The following is a 15,379-nucleotide window of genomic DNA, read 5'->3' as shown; positions in this document are numbered from 1 at the left end:
CATGGCAGGCCTGCCGGGCGCACGTTGGCGCACAGCAGGTCTGAGAACCCGGAGCATCGTCGACCGGGGCCGTTCACATACGGTGACTATCCGAGGCCCTTGCCCCGAAACCGGCCCTTTGGACTCACAAACCCATCCGCGCACAGCGCAGTGTCCAGAACCGACTCGGCTACGATACCGGAAAACGGCTGAGAAAGCGCCTTGCGCGGCATCCGGACCGCGACGCCCAGCCAGATCAGCATCGCGCGACTGGCTCCCGGTGGCGGAACGGTGGCGGCGGCTTCGGCTGGAGTCGTGCTCGGCGGATTCGTGTCGTCGCTCATGGATACCCCCAGGTAACGCGCTCCGGTTCGCCAGCGGCTGTACGGGCTGCGTCGCGCTCATCGTCCTGAGCCGGCGCGGAGCATTCACGACCGTTTGGGGCACGACACGCCGAAACCGTGACGAAACATCGCCGACGTACGCTCCCGGGGTGGACCACCAACTCCCTCCCGTGACCGTCGCCGTCGAGCCACCGCGGCAGCCCGAGGTCGAGCGGCTGCTCGATGGCAGCTCCGCCTACGCGCAGAGCCTGTATCCGCCCGAGAGCAACTTCCTCCTCGACATCGCCACGCTCGAACAGCCGGGGGTGACCTTCTACGTCGCGCGCGACGGCGAACGCGCCGTCGGAATCGCCGCCCTCGTCATCGACACCACGGCAACGGCGACGGATGCCTCTGAGCCCACGCACGGCGAACTCAAGCGCATGTTCGTCGACCCGTCGGCGCGGGGCCGCGGGGTCGCGGGCGCGCTACTGACCCGAATCGAGGCCGACGCGTCCGCGCTCGGCATCCGTGAGATCGTGCTCGAGACCGGCGACCTGCATGACGCCGCCCAGACGCTCTACACACGCCACGGCTACCGCAGGATCCCGCAGTTCGGCCAATACGTCGGCGAACCGCACTCGGTCTGCTTCGCGAAGCCGCTCGCCTGACCGGCCGCACATCGGGCGACCGGAAGCGTTTCCAACCGCAGGAGAAGTGAGCTAACATCACTGCACCCCTGAACCCGGAGCCCGGTGTGAACTCGACCCGACGCACAGGCGGTTCAGGCACCCGCGCCCGGCGGGTCGTGTGGGCCGTCACAGCAGCTGCAGCCGCCATCGCGAGCGTCAGCGCGCTCTCGGGCTTCCACGTGCAGCTGCGCGAGATCGACCCGAAAGGATCGGATGCCGCGAGCGAGCTCACGAGCACCGAGATCATCGGCATCCGCACGTTCACGGCGCCTGAGGGCATCATTGTCGACGCCGATCTCGAATACGGCACCCGAGAAGACGGCACGCTGCTGACGCTCGACGTCTGCGTGCCCGCCGACACCGGCCCCGCAGACACCGAAGTCACGGGCACCGAAGTCACGGGCACCGGCCCCGCTGCCGAGCTCCTGCCGGCGGTCGTCGCGATCCACGGCGGCAGTTGGGCCCGGGGCGACAAGGCCAACGGCGACTGGCGCAACGTCTGTCTGTGGCTCGCGAGCGAGGGATTCGTCGCGGCATCCGTCAACTATCGACTCGTGCCCGACGCCCGGTTCCCAGCCGCGATCGACGACGTCGCGCTCGCCGTGGAGTGGCTGCGCGCGCCCGAGCAGGCCGAACGGTTCGGCATCGACCCCGCCCGCCTCGGCGCGTTCGGCGGCTCGGCCGGCGGCAACCTCGCCGCCCTGCTCGGCACCACCGGCGACGGCCCGCTCGACGAGGGCTCGCGAGTCGCGGCGGTCGCCGAGCTCTCGGGGCCCGTGGGACTCGGCGCATCCGAGCTCGAGGCCGACGGGGCATCCGACTGGCTTCGCCGCATCATCGGCGAATACCTCGATTGCGAACCCGGCGCGAGCGATGAGCAGTGCAGTCAGGCGACGGATGCCTCGGCGGGCCCCCACGCCGACCCGAGCGATCCGCCGTTCTTCATCGGCCATGCCGAGGGCGAGATCGTGCCCCTCGGGCAGTCGCGGCGGTTCGCCTCGACGTTGGAGGCAGCGGGCGTGCCCGTCGAACTCGCGGTGGTGGCCGGCGCCGAGCACTCGATCGGGATCCTCGACGAGGCTCTGCGCGCACGGGTCGCGGCGTTCCTGCACGCTCACCTCGGGTAGCGCCGGCGCTGGCGCACCTACTCGTTGGTGAAGAAGACCTCCTCGCTGTTGAAGTCGCGGGAGATCGCGAGCGTCAGGGAATCGGGATCGGCGACCGACCATGCCGAGTTCCACGTCACTGATTCCCCCGGGAGCACCTCGGTCGGCTCCGTGGCGACGTCGTCGGGAACACCACCGAAGTCGAAGATCTCGCCCGCCCCCTTCTCCGCGGAGTAGAGGGAGAGGGTCATGTACGACAATTCGATGATCTCGTCTGAGTTGTTCTCGACGATCACGGTGAAGTAGACGTTGTCGGCGTACGGCAGATCGATCGCGTATTCGCTCGTCGTGTACGGCTCGGCCGGTGACACGGACAACTCGACACCGTCCTCCCAGACCAAGGTCTCGCCGAACGCGACCGTGGTCTCGCCCGACGGGACCGCGGGCGAGGGCCAGGTCGCCGCGGGCGGCGTCGTCTCGGGAGCGGAAGAGGCGACAGCACCGAAGAACGCGCCGGTGGCCATCGCCACACTCACGACGAACACGACGAGACTCACGACGCCGCCCACCACTGCGACGCCGAGCGCAGTCAAGGCGGGCCACTTCGCGCCCTTCTGGAAGAGGGCGACGATCGCCAACGCGACGGCGGCCAGCAGGAGGAACCATCCCACGAACCGAACGACCGGAATGCACGCGACCACGAACCCGAGCACGGCGGCACCGAGCGCGATGAGGCCGAGCACGTTGAGCGTCGAGCCGACGTGCGTGGCACCGGGCGAGCCAACGGCTGGGACCGCGGCGACGGCGACGGAGGGCACGACGGCGGGCGGTACGGCAGCGGTCGCCGGTTCGACGAATGCCACGGGCTGTGCCGGTGCCTGTGCCGGAGCCGGTGCCGCCACGGCCGGCGCGAAGTGCACCGTCCATGCGGCGCCATCCCAGTAGCGCAGGCGGCCGGATCCGTCGTCGTACCAGCCAGCTGGGGCGTTCGCGTCAGTCATGACCATGATCCTGTCAGAGCCGGCCGACCCCTGTGGGGCCGCGCGCCTCCTGTCGGTTGAAGGCGGCGGAGGTCGACCGGCGCCTACCCCTGAGCACATTGCTGGGCAAGCCCCTGCGCCGACGGCCGCCGCCGCCACCGTAGGCTCGGAGCGTTCCGATCGGAGATGACATGTCCGCGCACGATTCACCCGAGCACGACGCACCCGAGCACGACGGCGCCGACGATTCGCCCGCGCAGCTCTCGCGGAGCGACTGGCGCCTCATCTTCACGCGCACGGTTCACGAGTACCGCATCAACCAGGTGCAGGACATCGCCGCCGCGCTCACCTTCTATACGCTGCTCGCGGTGTTCCCCGCGTTGCTCGCGACGCTCGCGCTGCTCGGCATCTTCGGCAGCGCCGAGGCTGTGGTGGCCGACGTGCTCGAGGTCGTGCGGGAGCTCGGCGGGGCATCCGTCGTCGATGCACTCGACGAACCCATCGACCAGTTGCTGAACGCGTCGCATGCCGGCCTCGCCTTCGCCACCGGACTGCTCGGCACATTGTGGGCGACGTCGGGCTTCGTCAGCGCGTTCGGCCGCGGCATGAACCGCATCTACGAGGTCGAGGAGGGCCGGCCGTTCTGGGCGATGCGGCCCATGACACTCGCTATCTCGGCGGTCCTGGTGGTGCTCGCTGCCGTCGCAGCCGTCGCCCTCGCGCTGACCGGGCCGGTCGCCGAGGTGGCCGTGGGAGTGCTCGGCCTCGACGAGGGTGCTGCGTTCTGGTGGGACCTCGGCAAGCTTCCCGTGCTCGCCGCGATCGGCATCCTCGTGTTGGCGTTGCTGTATTCGGCCGCGCCGAACGTGAAGCGCCGCAACTTCCGCTGGCTGAGCGTCGGCGCCGTCGGCGCGCTGCTCGCCTGGGTGATCACGACCGGCCTCTTCGCACTGTATGTGCTCGGATTCGGCACGTACCAGCGCGTCTACGGCGTGCTCGGTGGAGTCATCGTCTTCCTCCTGTGGATCTGGCTCTCGAATCTCGCGATGCTCTTCGGCGCCGTGCTCGACACCGAGGTCGAGCGGGCTCGCCAGCTGCGGGCGGGCGTCGCAGCAGAGGAGCACGTGCACCTGCCGCTCCGCGACGACCGGCTCATCGCGAAGAACCGCGAGCAACGGCAACGCGATGTGCGCGCCTCCGCCGGCATGCGGCCCGACGTCGTGACAGACGGCGTGACACCCCCTGCAGGGCGTCGTCCGCACGGGTGACCGGGCCGGAAACCCTACCGCGGTAGGGGCGCCGAATGGCTCCCAAGAGGGATGCGGCGCCCGAACGGTGCGTGCCAGAGTACTGGCATCATGGACCAGATCCACCAGACCAGCCCTCGACCAGCGGATGCCCCGGCCCCTCGCCCGCCCGCCCCACCGATGCCGCCGCGCGTCGCCGGCCCTGATGAGCGGCAGTTCCGCGCCTGGATGTGGGTGGCGACCTCCCTCCTCGCCGTGCTGCTCCTGTCGGTGGCGGTTCCGCTCGCGGCGACCGTCTACGGGGTGCACTTGCTCGCCGCGTTCGCGACGAGTCTCTTGCTCGCCGGTTCCATCCCGCTCGCCGTGCGCCTGCCATGGGTGGCGGCGGGGGTCGCGACGATCGGCCTGCTCGCCTTCGCGCTGCTCTCCGCCGGTTCCGACGGCGCCCCGTGGCCGTGGCCGGTCACGACGATCATCGGGCAGGGCGCCCTGCTCATCGTGCTCGGCCTCATGCGACCGTGGTGGGTCGGGCTCGCAACCTGGTTCGCCGGAGTGGTCGTCACCATGCCGTTCGCGTTCGTCGATGCGGGCGCCGCAGCCAGCATGGTGACGGGCGCCGCCGTCACGGCGCTCGCGCTCGTCGTTGCCGTGCTCCTCGCCCAGTGGCGACTCATCGGTGTCGAGCTCTTCCGCGAGCGCGAGCACTCGGCCGCTGAGCAACAGCGGCGCCTGCTCGTCGAAGAACGCAACCGCATCGCCCGCGAACTGCACGACGTCGTCGCCCACGGGCTCTCGATCATTCACGTGCAGGCGACCAGTGCGCCGTACCGCGTCGAGGGCCTGAGCGAGGGAGCGAAGACCGAGTTCGCCGAGATCGCGGTCTCCGCCCGCACCGCGATGACCGAGATGCGGCAACTGCTCGGAGTGCTGCGCAGTGCCGACGCCGCGGCGGAGACCACGCCGCAGCCCGGGCTCGCCGAGTTGCCCGAGCTCGCGGCATCCGTCGAACGCGCCGGCGTGCCGGTGACGCTCACCGTCGCCGAAACGCTGCCCGATGCCGGGCTCGCCTCGACGGCCGTGTACCGCATCGTGCAGGAGGCGCTCAGCAACGTCGTGCGGCATGCGCCGGGCGCACCGACTTTCGTCTCGGTCGAGGTGCTCGCCGACGACCTCGTCGTGTGCATCGAGAACGAGGCGGCGACGGATACCCCGGGGCCCGATGCGAAAGGCGGCGGCCACGGCCTCATCGGCATCGGCGAGCGCGCTGCCCTGCTCGGCGGGCGCGCCGAGTACGGGGCCCTGCCCGGCGGCGGCTACCGTGTTCTGACGACCCTGCCCCTCGGCGCGAATGGAGAAACGGTGTGACGATCTCGGTGCTGATCGCTGACGACCAGGCGATGGTGCGTGCCGGCTTCGCCGCCGTGCTCGGCGCGCAGCCGGGCATCGAGGTCGTCGGGCAGGCGTCAGACGGCGACGAAGCCGTCGCGATGGCGCACGAACTGCGACCCGATGTGGTCGTGATGGACGTGCGGATGCCTGGCCAGAACGGCCTCGAGGCGACCCGGGCCCTGCAGACTCCGCCGCGCTCCACCGACTACGTGCCGCGCGTGCTCATGCTCACGACGTTCGACATCGACGACTACGTCTACGAGGCGCTCCGCGCCGGGGCGAGCGGGTTCCTGCTGAAGGACGCGACGCCTGAGGAACTCGTGGCTGCCGTACGGATCGTCGCCGCAGGCGATGCGCTGCTCGCGCCGAGCGTGACCCGGCGCCTCATCGAGGACTTCGCCCGGTCGGGCCCGCCGCCCCGCCCCTCGGGCACACGTCTCGCCGAGCTCACCGATCGCGAGCGCGAGGTGCTCACCCTCGTCGGCCGCGGGCTGTCGAACTCGGAGATCGCCGCCGCCCTCTTCATCGCCGAGCAGACGGTGAAGACCCACGTCAGCAAGATCCTGCAGAAGCTGCGGCTCCGCGATCGCGTGCACGCGGTCGTGTTCGCATACGACACGGGGCTCGTGCAGCCCGGTTCCTGATCACCTTTTCTGTAGGTCGAGTAGCGAGCGCCAGCGAGCGTATCGAGACCACGCACCGGTTCTCGATACGCTCCTTCGTCACTACTCGACCACGACACTCCCGAGACCACGCACCGGTTCTCGATACGCTCCTTCGTCGCTACTCGACCAACGACACTCCCCTACGGGGTCACGACGTCGAACGACGGGTCGCCCGCGTCGAGCACGCCGAGCAGCGTCGGCATCGCTCCGGTGTCGCCCGAGACCTCGAGGCCCGGCGACGTCAGATCACCGCCGACGAGGCGGATCATGCGCGCCTTCGTCAGCGTGAGCGTGGCATCCGCCGACTCGGCGTCGGCCGGCTTCTCGACGGCGATGAAGACGCCGTTGTGCAGCGACGCGCGGTAGTTCGTGTCGAGGTCGGTGAACGTGACGTCCAACGCGAGGGTCAGTTCCCACGCTTTCGGCCCGTTCACCGAGATGGCAATCGCGTCGAAGAGCTGCTCGGGGCTCAGTTGCGCGACGATCGCCGGGGCGCTCGTGGCCGTCGGCGTCCCGAAGTTGCCGGCCCGGAGCTCGGTCGCACCAGAGAGGAAGAAGTTTCGCCACGTGCCGTTCTCGGCGCCGTACGCGAGCTGCTCGAGCGTGTCGGCGTACAGCGCCCGCGCCGCCGCGTGCGATTCGTCGGCGAAGACTGCGTGGTCGAGCAGCGTGGCCGCCCATCGGAAGTCGCCCGAGTCGAACGCCGCTTGCGCAACGTCGACGACGCGGTCGATGCCGCCGATCGCGTCGACGTAGCGAGTCGCGAGGTTCGACGGCGTGTGCGCCCAGAGCCGCGCTGGGTTGCCGTCGAACCAGCCCATGTAGCGCTGGTAGATCGCCTTGACGTTATGGCTGACCGATCCGTAATAGCCACGAGCGTTCCACGCGTTCTCGAGCGCCGGCGGCAGCTCGAACATCTCGGCGATCTCGGCGCCGGTGCATCCCTGGTTCAAGAGACGCAGGGTCTGATCGTGCAGGTAGGCGTAGAGGTCGCGCTGGGTGCCGATGAACTCCACGATGCGCTCGCCACCCCAGGTCGGCCAGTGGTGGGAGGCGAAGACCGCATCGGTCTTGCCGCCGAACGTCTCGATCGCCTCGGTCAGATACGCCGACCACACGTGCGGGTCGCGCACGAGCGCACCGCGGAGGGTCACCAGGTTGTGCAGGGTGTGCGTCGCGTTCTCGGCCATGCACAGCGCCCGGTACCGCGGGAAGTAGAAGTGCATCTCGGCCGGCGCCTCGGTGCCGGGCGCCATCTGGAACTCGATCTCGATGCCGTCGATGGTGTGCGTCTCGTCGGTGGTCGTCACCTCGAGCGTCGGCACGATCAGGCCCACCTCTCCACTCGAGGCGGTCTGGCCGAGCCCTGCCCCGACCTGACCCTGCGGACCGCGATCGAGCACTGCGCCGTACATGTACCCGGCCCGGCGTGCCATGGCGGTGCCTGCGTAGACGTTCTCGGCCACAGCATGCCCCACGAACCCCTCGGGGGCGAGCACCGCGATCGTGCCCGCGTCGACCTCCGCCTGGGTCGCGACGCCGAAGACGCCGCCGAAGTGGTCGACGTGGCTGTGCGAGTAGATGACCGCGACCACCTTCCGGTCGCCCCGGTGCGTGCGGTAGAGCCCGAGGGCAGCGGCGGCCGTCTCCGTGGAGATCAGCGGGTCGATGACGATGACGCCGGTGTCGCCCTCGACGAAGGTGATGTTCGAGAGGTCGAGCCCGCGCACCTGGTAGATGCCCTCGACGACTTCGTAGAGACCCTGCTTGGCGACGAGCGACGACTGCCGCCAGAGGCTGGGGTTCACCGTTGTGGGGGCGTCGCCCGAGATGAACGCGTAGCTGTCGTTGTCCCACACAACCCTGCCGTCGGCCGCGTGCACCACCCCGGGATCGAGCGCGCCGAGGAACCCGCGATCGGCGTCGTCGAAGTCCTGCGTATCCGAGAACGGCAATGAGCTGCGCAAAGCGTGATGTGCAGCCTCGATCGAGGCGGATGCGGGCTTCTGGTCCATGGACTCCCCCTGAGCGTCAGTGACTGATCCGACTATGGCACCTGCACCCCGTACCCCGGTAGGGGTGCTGAACGGCTCCACGGGGTGATGATCATCCGGCCGCCGCGTTCCTAATCTGCCTGCGTGGGCGGAAGGGCCGCCCGGATGGAGCTGATCATGACCGACACGCTCGCACGTTCGCCCGGGCTCGCCCGCCGTGGTGCAGTCGATCCCGCCGGAGCATCCGCCCGCCATTCTTCAGGGGTCGCCCGCGACTCGAGCGTCGACGCGATCCGGGCGATGCTGCTCGTGGTGGTCTTCGCCCTGCACGCGATGATGGTCGGCGTGAGCGTCGGCCCCGACGGCCCAGTGCTGCAGAACGCGCTCGAGGGGCAGGCGTGGTTCGGCCCCGTGAGCTGGGTGGTTCAGATCATGCCGCTCTTCTTCATCGCCGGCGGGTTCTCGAGCTTCCACCACTGGCGTTCGATGCGCGCACGAGGGGCGAGCGAAGCCGACTACGTGCGGGCACGTCTCGAGCGGCTCGTGCGGCCCGCGATCGCACTCGTCACCGTGGTCGCCGGCGCGCTCGTCGCCCTCAGTCTCGCCGGGCTCGCGCCCGAACTTGTGGCGACCGCAGGGTTCCGCATCGGCCAGCCGTTGTGGTTCCTCGGCGTGTACGTGCTCACCTCGGCGCTCGTGCCCGTGATGGTGCGCGCGCATGAACGGGCACGGGTGCTCACCCCGATCGCTCTGCTCGCAGGAGTCGTCGCCGTCGACGTGCTGCGCATCTCGACCGGCGTCGAGGGGATCGGGTTCCTCAACCTGCTGCTGGTGTGGCTGCTCGTGCAACAGCTCGGCTTCCACCTCGCCGATGGCGGTCTGGACCGGCTCGCACGCACCACGCTCTGGGGCGTGGCCGCGGCATCCCTCGCGCTGCTCGCCGTGCTGACCCTCGCCGTGCCCTACTCCCTCGACATGTACGAGAACCTCAACCCGCCGACCGTGTGCCTCGTGGTGCTCGGTATCGCCCAACTCGCGCTCTTCCAGATGGCACGCCCGGTCATCCGCGCCTGGGTCGAGCGAGCGGATGCCTCGAGGCTCGTCTCAGCCGTCGGCGAGCGCGCGATGACCGTCTACCTCTGGCACCTGCCCGTGCTCATCCTGCTCGCCGGCGCACTGCTCGTCGCGAACGCCGGATTCGGGCTCCCCCTTCCCGAACCGCTGAGCTTCGAGTGGTGGGCGAGCCGGGGGCTCTGGCTGAGCGTCGCCGCGGCGGTCGTGGTGCCCGTCACCCTGGTGTTCGCACGATTCGAGCGGTCGAGGGCGGCGGGGCGCGCGCCGTCAGCCGGGACATCCGCCGCTTCGACGCCCGCGCCGACGGCGCCGACGGCGTGGTCGACCGCGATCGATGCCGTCTGCGGCGGCGCAGGAGTCGCCGTCGTGCTCGTGACCGGGTTCGGCCCGCTGCAAGCCGTCATCTCGCTCGCGCTGCTCGGGGTCGCGTTGCGCGGCAGCGCGAGGCTGTGGGCGTCGGTTCAGCGCAGGTCGCGCCGCAGCGGAATCGCGATCGCGACGACGGCACCGGCGACAGCGTAAGCAAGGAGTACGAGCGCCCCGACGAGCGGCGACATCGTGGTCGTCGCCGCCATCGGGAGCTGGTCGGCGATCGCGTCGCTGAGGAACGTGAAGTCCGTCAGCGATGCGGTCGCCCCGCCCGGGAGGAACGGGTGGATGATGTTCACCCCCGGGATGATCATCAGCACGTGCTCGAGGAAGTAGAAGTATCCGAGCACGATGCCGACCGCCAGCAACTGGTGTCGCGCGAGCGCACCGATCGCGACGCCGAGGATCATGTAGACGGCGGCGGCGAGTGCGAGCCTCGCCAGCAGCGCGGCGAGCGCGCCGAGCGGAATCCCGAGCGAGACCCCCTGCAGCGCAGCACCACCGATCACCGCGGCTCCCGCGAAGAGCGAGGCGACGAGTCCGTAGGCGACCCCGAGCGCGCCGAAGACGAGCAGCTTCGCCGCGAGGACGCGGCCTCGGCGGGGCACGGTGAGAAAGGTCATGCCGATCGTGCGGTGCCGGTACTCACCGGTCACGGTGATCGTGCCGATGAGCGCGGGCACGAAGAGCAGCAGGCCGCTCATGCCGACGACGATGCCGACGCCTTCGGCGGTGTCGAGGCCCGGCAGCGGCGGTGTCGCGTTCTCGGGACCGATGAGGGCGAGCAGGCCTGTGAGCGCGCCGCCGCAGCACGCGGCGATCACGAGCGACCACAGGGGCAGGCGGAGTAGGTGCCGACCCCGCGGTCGAGGTACTCGGAGATACCGACCAGCGCCGCGACATCCGCGACCCGACCTGCACGATGGCCGCCGAGCTCGCAGAAAGTGCGCAGGTGGCCGCGGGCGGTCATCGCGGGGTGGGCCGCCGCGATGTCGAGCACCGCACCGACCGTGCCCGTCGGGTCGGCGAGATCGCGATACCGGATGCCGCCGATGAGTGCGCTGCCCGCATCGGGCAGCATCTCCGGGTTGAATCGCCCTCCGATGCTCGGGGGACGCCGCTGCGGAACCGGCTATCTGACCTCGAAGTTCGCCATCATGGCCATGTCCTCGTGCTCGAGGTTGTGGCAGTGGAAGACGTACTTTCCGGGGTATCCGTCGAATCGGATGGCGATCTTGGCCTGTTCGCCCGGGTTGAGGTCGATCGTGTCCTTCCATCCGGAGTCGAATTGCCCCGGCCCTTCGGCGCCGCGCTCGAGCACCTGGAAGGGGTTCAGGTGCAGGTGCACGGGGTGGTGGAAATCGGCGAACAACTCCCACACCTCCACGGTGCCGAGCACTGCGGTCGCGGCGATGTAGTCGGGGCTGAACGGCTTGCCGCCGATGAGCCAGCCGTGCATGTCGCCGACCTCTCCTTCACGGAACTGGAACGAGCGCCTGACCACCGCGTCTTCAGCGCGCAACGGCTCGATCGTGGAGAGCCGGTCGGGCACGACGAATGCGTCATCGACCCGGTCACCGACGACGAACTGCATCACCTCGCCCATGCGTCCGCTGTCGAAGTCGTTGCGGAGAGTGACGACGGTGCCCGGTGCGTAGGCGCCGAAGTCGACGATCACGTCAAAACGCTGAGCGGGCGCGAGGACGAGGTGGTCGTGCGCCTGCGGGGATTCCAGCAGGCCGCCGTCGGTACCGATCTCGATGAAGCCGCCGGGGGGCGGCGGGTCGAGTCGAAGCGAGAGGCGCCGGGCGTTCGAGGCGTTCAGTAGTCGCAGTCGGTGGTGTGCGCCGTCGACTTCCGCCACCGGCCAGGGCGTGCCGTTGACGAGCATGACGTCACCGAGCACCCCGGCGATGTAGTCACCGGTGACGCCGGGTGTGCGCACGAGCGTCGGGTCGCTGCTCGGATACTTCAGCGAACCGTCGGCCGTGAAGCTCCGGTCGAGGATCATCAGCGGCAACTCGCGCTCCCCGGCGGGGAGCTCGAGGGCCTCCTCCTCGTCGTCACGGTGGAGATGGAACCCGGTGAGGCCCCGCCACACGCTCGGGCCGGTGAAATCCATGCGGTGATCGTGATACCAGAGGGTCGCCGCTCGCTGGTCGAGTGGAAAGGTGTAGTCCCGCTCGCCGTCACTGGTATCGCCGACCATCGTCATCGCCGAGTCGTGCCCGGAGGAGATGTGATCACGACTGCCGAGCTGTCGGTCGTAGCCGCTGCGGTCGACCGGGTAGACGAAGTCGATCGGATAACCGTCGCTGGCCATCGGCGTGCGACCCCCGTGCAAGTGCACGACTGTCGGCAACGGCAGTTGGTTGACGTGCGTCACGACGGCCGTGCGCCCGCGACGGCTCTCGATCGTCGGCCCTGGGAACGAACCGCCGTAGGTCCACAGCTCGGTCTGCAGGCCAGGGATGATCTCCGCGGACGTGATCTGCTGCGTGACCCGGTAGTAGTCGGTGTCGGCATCGCTCCGCACCGGCGCGAGCACCGGCGGAATCGTCAGACGGCGGCGGAACGGCTTCGGGAGAGGCAGCTGACTGGTCAGCAGGTTCCCGGTCGAGGTCGGTGCGCCGCCGAGGCTCAGTGCGATGGGCACCCCCACCCCGACCGCGACGACCCCGCCGAAGACGCCGCCGATGAACAGCCGCCGGTTGATCGGCCGAGTCACCGCCTCCACCAGGCCCACACCGTCAACGCCGCCGTCAGCATGATCACGGTCACGCCGAGCGGGATGTGGAGCGCGAGCACTGAGCGGAACCCGGCGAACGCCTGCAGCGACATCAATCCGACCAGACCGACCGTCGCCGCAATCGGCCACCACGGTCCGCCCCCGGGCCAGCGCACCAGCACGGCCGCGATGACGCAGACCAGCGTCGCCACTCCCGTGACGATGGCCATGTCGCGATGCGTCGCGAGTGCCGGGTACACCCCCGCCATGAACTGACCGGCCAGCACAGCCTGATCGAACATCAGCACGGCCGTCGCAGCCGTCGTGAAACGCAGGAACCACACCGGCCACCGGCGCCCACTGCGGGGCGCGTCATCGGGAGAAGACATGATGGGAGCCTATCGAATTAGATCCATTTGGAACAATCGCAACTGGATCAATGTGCGAGAGAATGGAAACCATGAGCGATGACGGCGGGCGAGTGTCGATCGAGGTGGGTCTCCTGCTCCACCGGGTCTACACACTGGCCACCCAGCAGTTGAACACCGCGCTTCGACCGACGAGCCTGACGAACCGGCACGTCACGGTGATGTTCCTGATCCGCGACGGCGTGCAGACTCAGCGCGACCTCGTTGCGCGCCTGATCACCGACAAGACCGGCATGGTGCGCATGATCGACGATCTCGAACGACTCGGATACGTCTCCCGGACGCAATCCACCCTCGACCGCAGGGTCACCATTCTCGGATTGACAGACGATGGGGACCGAGCCCTTCGTGCGGCGCAGCAGCACACGCAGCGCGTAGCCGATGAGCTGTTCGGAGCCGTCGGCCCACACGACATGGAAACCTTGAAGTCGATCCTGGAACGCATCCTGCAGCCCACCCCGGGAATGGAGTCATGACTGGCGAACCGACCACCGTCTCGATCCGACGCGAGGTCGACCCCGAGCACATCGCCGAGGCGACCGCGTGGGTGCAGACCGGCGTGAACCTCGCCGCCAAGTACCCGGGCTTCCTCGGCTCGGGCTGGGTGCGCGCCGGCGAGGGCTCGCAGGTGTGGCACATGCTCTACCGCTTCGCGAGCGAAGAGACCCTCGAAGCATGGGAACGCTCGACCGAGCGCACGTGGTGGCTCTCGATGGGCGAGGGCTTCGTGCGCTCGGAGCGCAGCAAGCGGCGCACCGGCATCGAGGGCTGGTTCGACGATCCGGCAACGGGTTCGGTTCCGGTGGCGGATGCCGCGGCATCCGATGCCCTCGATGAACTGCCGCCCGCACCGCCGCGATGGAAGCAGGCGGTGACCATCTGGCTCGGCTTCTTCCCGGTGAACCTCGCCTTCACCCTGCTCGTCACCTCGTTCGTGCCCGGTTGGGATGACCTCGCCGTGGTCTGGAAGGTGCTCATCACGACGTTCCTGCTCACACCGGTCATGACGTTCTGGGCGTTGCCCTTCGTCACGCGCATGCTGCGGCGCTGGCTCGCGCCGCACGCGCGCTGACCACCCCCCTGCGCCCTGAGCCTGTCGAAGGGCCACCCACTGCGCCCTGAGCCACCCCCTGCACCCTGAGCCCGCCCCTGCGCCCTGAGCCTGTCGAAGGGCCCGCCCCTGCGCCCTGAGCCCGTCGAAGGGCCACCCCCTGCACCCTGAGCCACCCCCTGCACCCTGAGCCACCCACTGCGCCCTGAGCCACCCACTGCGCCCTGAGCCGGTCGCTGCGCCCTGAGCCACCCCCTGCGCCCTGAGCCTGTCGAAGGGCCACCCGCTTCGACAGGCTCAGCGCGCACACGCGCACACGCGCACACGCGCACACGCGCACACGCGCACACGGCACGTTCAGCGGATGCCGCTGATGCGCCGTGACAGCAGCGCCGCCGCCTCTCGCACTCCCGTGACCGCTTGCGCTTCGAGCTCCGGCCGCGCATCGTCGGGGAAGGTGACGGCGATCGCGGCGGCGGGCCATCCGAGATGGTCGACGACGGCGACGCCGACCGAGGCGAGGCCGCCGGTGACCTCGCCGTCTTCGGCGGCGAACCCCGCTTCGCGCACGCTCGCGAGCACGCGTTTCAGCCGGCCGTAGCTCCACGCCGCGGCATCCGGAGCACCCTCGCTCACGCGTGATGCGAACGCCGCCGAATCGGGATACAGCGCGCGGAGCTGCGCGGGCGGCAGCTCGGCGAGCATGGCCCGGCCCGTGGCGGTGAGATGGGCGGGCAGGCGCACGCCGACGTCGGTGACGAGCGACGGGCGCCGCGGGGCACGTTCCTCGACGAGGTAGAGCACGTCGCGTCCGTGCAGCACGGCGAGGTGCCCGCTCTCTCCGAGACGGTCGACGAGGGCCGCGACGAGCGGACGGCCGAGCCGGGCAAGCGGCTGCTGCCGAGAGAACCCGCTCGAGAGTTCGAACGCGGCGATGCCGAGACCGTACCGGCGCTCCTCTGGCAGGTGCACGACGAAGCCGCGCTCCTGCATGACGGCGAGCAAGTGGTACACCGTCGATCGGGGAAGCTCCAGCGCGTGCGCGATCGTCGCGGCGGGCACCGGCCCGCGCTGGGTCGCGAGATGCGCGAGGATCGCGAGCGTCTGGTCGGCCGCCGGCACCTTGGACACCCCGCCGGTCTTCGATGACGGGCCATCGGATGCATCCAGAGTGCTCGAAACGTCGCTTCGCGACGAGGATTCCGACATCAGCTGCACTTTCGATGGGTGAGTGCGGGGGTGGACCCGGACGGGCCGACGGACACGAGGGGATGCGCCCAGCGTACGCCGGTCTGGGATACCGGACGGCGACGTGGCGTGTGGCGTTCCCGCGCGTGCGACGGCGGTGTGGAAT

Annotated in this window: 16 protein-coding genes; 8 read left to right on the top strand and 8 right to left on the bottom strand. The window is 69.6% G+C overall.

Features of this window, described 5'->3' with window-relative positions; all coding sequences use genetic code 11:
- Positions 1 to 86: 86 nt before the first annotated feature.
- On the bottom strand, positions 87 to 323 hold the full coding sequence (locus AC1C2U_RS18020) for a hypothetical protein (RefSeq protein ID WP_495363145.1): 237 nt from the start codon (positions 321 to 323) through the stop codon (positions 87 to 89).
- Positions 324 to 472: 149 nt separating this feature from the next.
- Between AC1C2U_RS18020 and AC1C2U_RS18015 the strand changes: the two genes are divergently transcribed.
- Positions 473 to 973 carry a GNAT family N-acetyltransferase gene (locus tag AC1C2U_RS18015; protein WP_495363144.1) on the top strand — a complete coding sequence of 167 codons (501 nt, stop codon included), beginning with the start codon at positions 473 to 475 and terminating at the stop codon, positions 971 to 973.
- An 86-nt stretch (positions 974 to 1,059) separates the two neighbouring features.
- Complete coding sequence (locus AC1C2U_RS18010; protein WP_495363143.1) at positions 1,060 to 2,121, top strand: alpha/beta hydrolase; 1,062 nt, start codon at positions 1,060 to 1,062, stop codon at positions 2,119 to 2,121.
- A gap of 17 nt (positions 2,122 to 2,138) precedes the next feature.
- Here the strand turns inward: AC1C2U_RS18010 and AC1C2U_RS18005 are convergent, their stop codons facing one another.
- On the bottom strand, positions 2,139 to 3,101 hold the full coding sequence (locus tag AC1C2U_RS18005) for a DUF2510 domain-containing protein (protein ID WP_495363142.1): 963 nt from the start codon (positions 3,099 to 3,101) through the stop codon (positions 2,139 to 2,141).
- Between the two features lie 170 nt (positions 3,102 to 3,271).
- On the opposite strand from AC1C2U_RS18005, the gene AC1C2U_RS18000 reads away from it, so the two are divergent.
- The 3 genes from AC1C2U_RS18000 to AC1C2U_RS17990 all read left to right on the top strand — a co-directional run bounded on the left by AC1C2U_RS18000 (position 3,272) and on the right by AC1C2U_RS17990 (position 6,360).
- Positions 3,272 to 4,348, top strand: coding sequence for a YihY/virulence factor BrkB family protein (locus tag AC1C2U_RS18000; RefSeq protein ID WP_495363141.1), 1,077 nt, complete (start codon positions 3,272 to 3,274; stop codon positions 4,346 to 4,348).
- A gap of 90 nt (positions 4,349 to 4,438) precedes the next feature.
- Complete coding sequence (locus tag AC1C2U_RS17995) at positions 4,439 to 5,692, top strand: sensor histidine kinase (RefSeq protein WP_495363140.1); 1,254 nt, start codon at positions 4,439 to 4,441, stop codon at positions 5,690 to 5,692.
- Positions 5,689 to 6,360 (top strand): response regulator, encoded by a 672-nt coding sequence (locus AC1C2U_RS17990; RefSeq protein ID WP_495363139.1) that lies wholly within the window; start codon positions 5,689 to 5,691, stop codon positions 6,358 to 6,360. The genes AC1C2U_RS17995 and AC1C2U_RS17990 overlap by 4 nt, the downstream gene beginning before the upstream one ends.
- A gap of 161 nt (positions 6,361 to 6,521) precedes the next feature.
- Here AC1C2U_RS17990 and AC1C2U_RS17985 read toward each other — a convergent pair whose 3' ends face one another.
- Positions 6,522 to 8,396 carry an alkyl/aryl-sulfatase gene (locus AC1C2U_RS17985; RefSeq protein WP_495363138.1) on the bottom strand — a complete coding sequence of 625 codons (1,875 nt, stop codon included), beginning with the start codon at positions 8,394 to 8,396 and terminating at the stop codon, positions 6,522 to 6,524.
- Between the two features lie 156 nt (positions 8,397 to 8,552).
- Between AC1C2U_RS17985 and AC1C2U_RS17980 the strand changes: the two genes are divergently transcribed.
- Positions 8,553 to 9,971, top strand: a complete 1,419-nt coding sequence (locus AC1C2U_RS17980; RefSeq protein WP_495363137.1) for an acyltransferase family protein — start codon at positions 8,553 to 8,555, stop codon at positions 9,969 to 9,971.
- On the opposite strand, the gene AC1C2U_RS17975 is transcribed toward AC1C2U_RS17980, so the two are convergent.
- From AC1C2U_RS17975 to AC1C2U_RS17960, 4 genes are read right to left on the bottom strand one after another with little or no spacing between them, the layout of a single operon-like run.
- Positions 9,911 to 10,642, bottom strand: coding sequence for an ABC transporter permease (locus tag AC1C2U_RS17975; protein ID WP_495363136.1), 732 nt, complete (start codon positions 10,640 to 10,642; stop codon positions 9,911 to 9,913). The two genes, AC1C2U_RS17980 and AC1C2U_RS17975, sit on opposite strands and share 61 nt — an antisense overlap.
- Positions 10,639 to 10,899, bottom strand: coding sequence for a hypothetical protein (locus AC1C2U_RS17970; RefSeq protein WP_495363135.1), 261 nt, complete (start codon positions 10,897 to 10,899; stop codon positions 10,639 to 10,641). The genes AC1C2U_RS17975 and AC1C2U_RS17970 overlap by 4 nt, the downstream gene beginning before the upstream one ends.
- 51 nt (positions 10,900 to 10,950) lie before the next feature.
- Positions 10,951 to 12,546, bottom strand: a complete 1,596-nt coding sequence (locus AC1C2U_RS17965; RefSeq protein WP_495363134.1) for a multicopper oxidase family protein — start codon at positions 12,544 to 12,546, stop codon at positions 10,951 to 10,953.
- Positions 12,543 to 12,935 (bottom strand): hypothetical protein, encoded by a 393-nt coding sequence (locus AC1C2U_RS17960; RefSeq protein WP_495363133.1) that lies wholly within the window; start codon positions 12,933 to 12,935, stop codon positions 12,543 to 12,545. Before AC1C2U_RS17960 ends, AC1C2U_RS17965 begins: the two co-directional genes overlap by 4 nt.
- Positions 12,936 to 13,006: 71 nt before the next feature.
- On the opposite strand from AC1C2U_RS17960, the gene AC1C2U_RS17955 reads away from it, so the two are divergent.
- Both AC1C2U_RS17955 and AC1C2U_RS17950 read left to right on the top strand, forming a co-directional pair.
- Entirely contained in the window at positions 13,007 to 13,450 is a 444-nt protein-coding gene (locus AC1C2U_RS17955; RefSeq protein WP_495363132.1) for a MarR family winged helix-turn-helix transcriptional regulator, read from the top strand.
- Entirely contained in the window at positions 13,447 to 14,046 is a 600-nt protein-coding gene (locus AC1C2U_RS17950; RefSeq protein WP_495363131.1) for an antibiotic biosynthesis monooxygenase, read from the top strand. The genes AC1C2U_RS17955 and AC1C2U_RS17950 overlap by 4 nt, the downstream gene beginning before the upstream one ends.
- A 336-nt stretch (positions 14,047 to 14,382) precedes the next feature.
- Here the strand turns inward: AC1C2U_RS17950 and AC1C2U_RS17945 are convergent, their stop codons facing one another.
- Positions 14,383 to 15,234 (bottom strand): IclR family transcriptional regulator, encoded by an 852-nt coding sequence (locus AC1C2U_RS17945; RefSeq protein ID WP_495363130.1) that lies wholly within the window; start codon positions 15,232 to 15,234, stop codon positions 14,383 to 14,385.
- Between the last annotated feature and the right edge of the window lie 145 nt (positions 15,235 to 15,379).

The organism is Agromyces sp. Y575, assembly GCF_059445445.1.
This window is presented reverse-complemented; position numbering and strand designations above follow the sequence as displayed.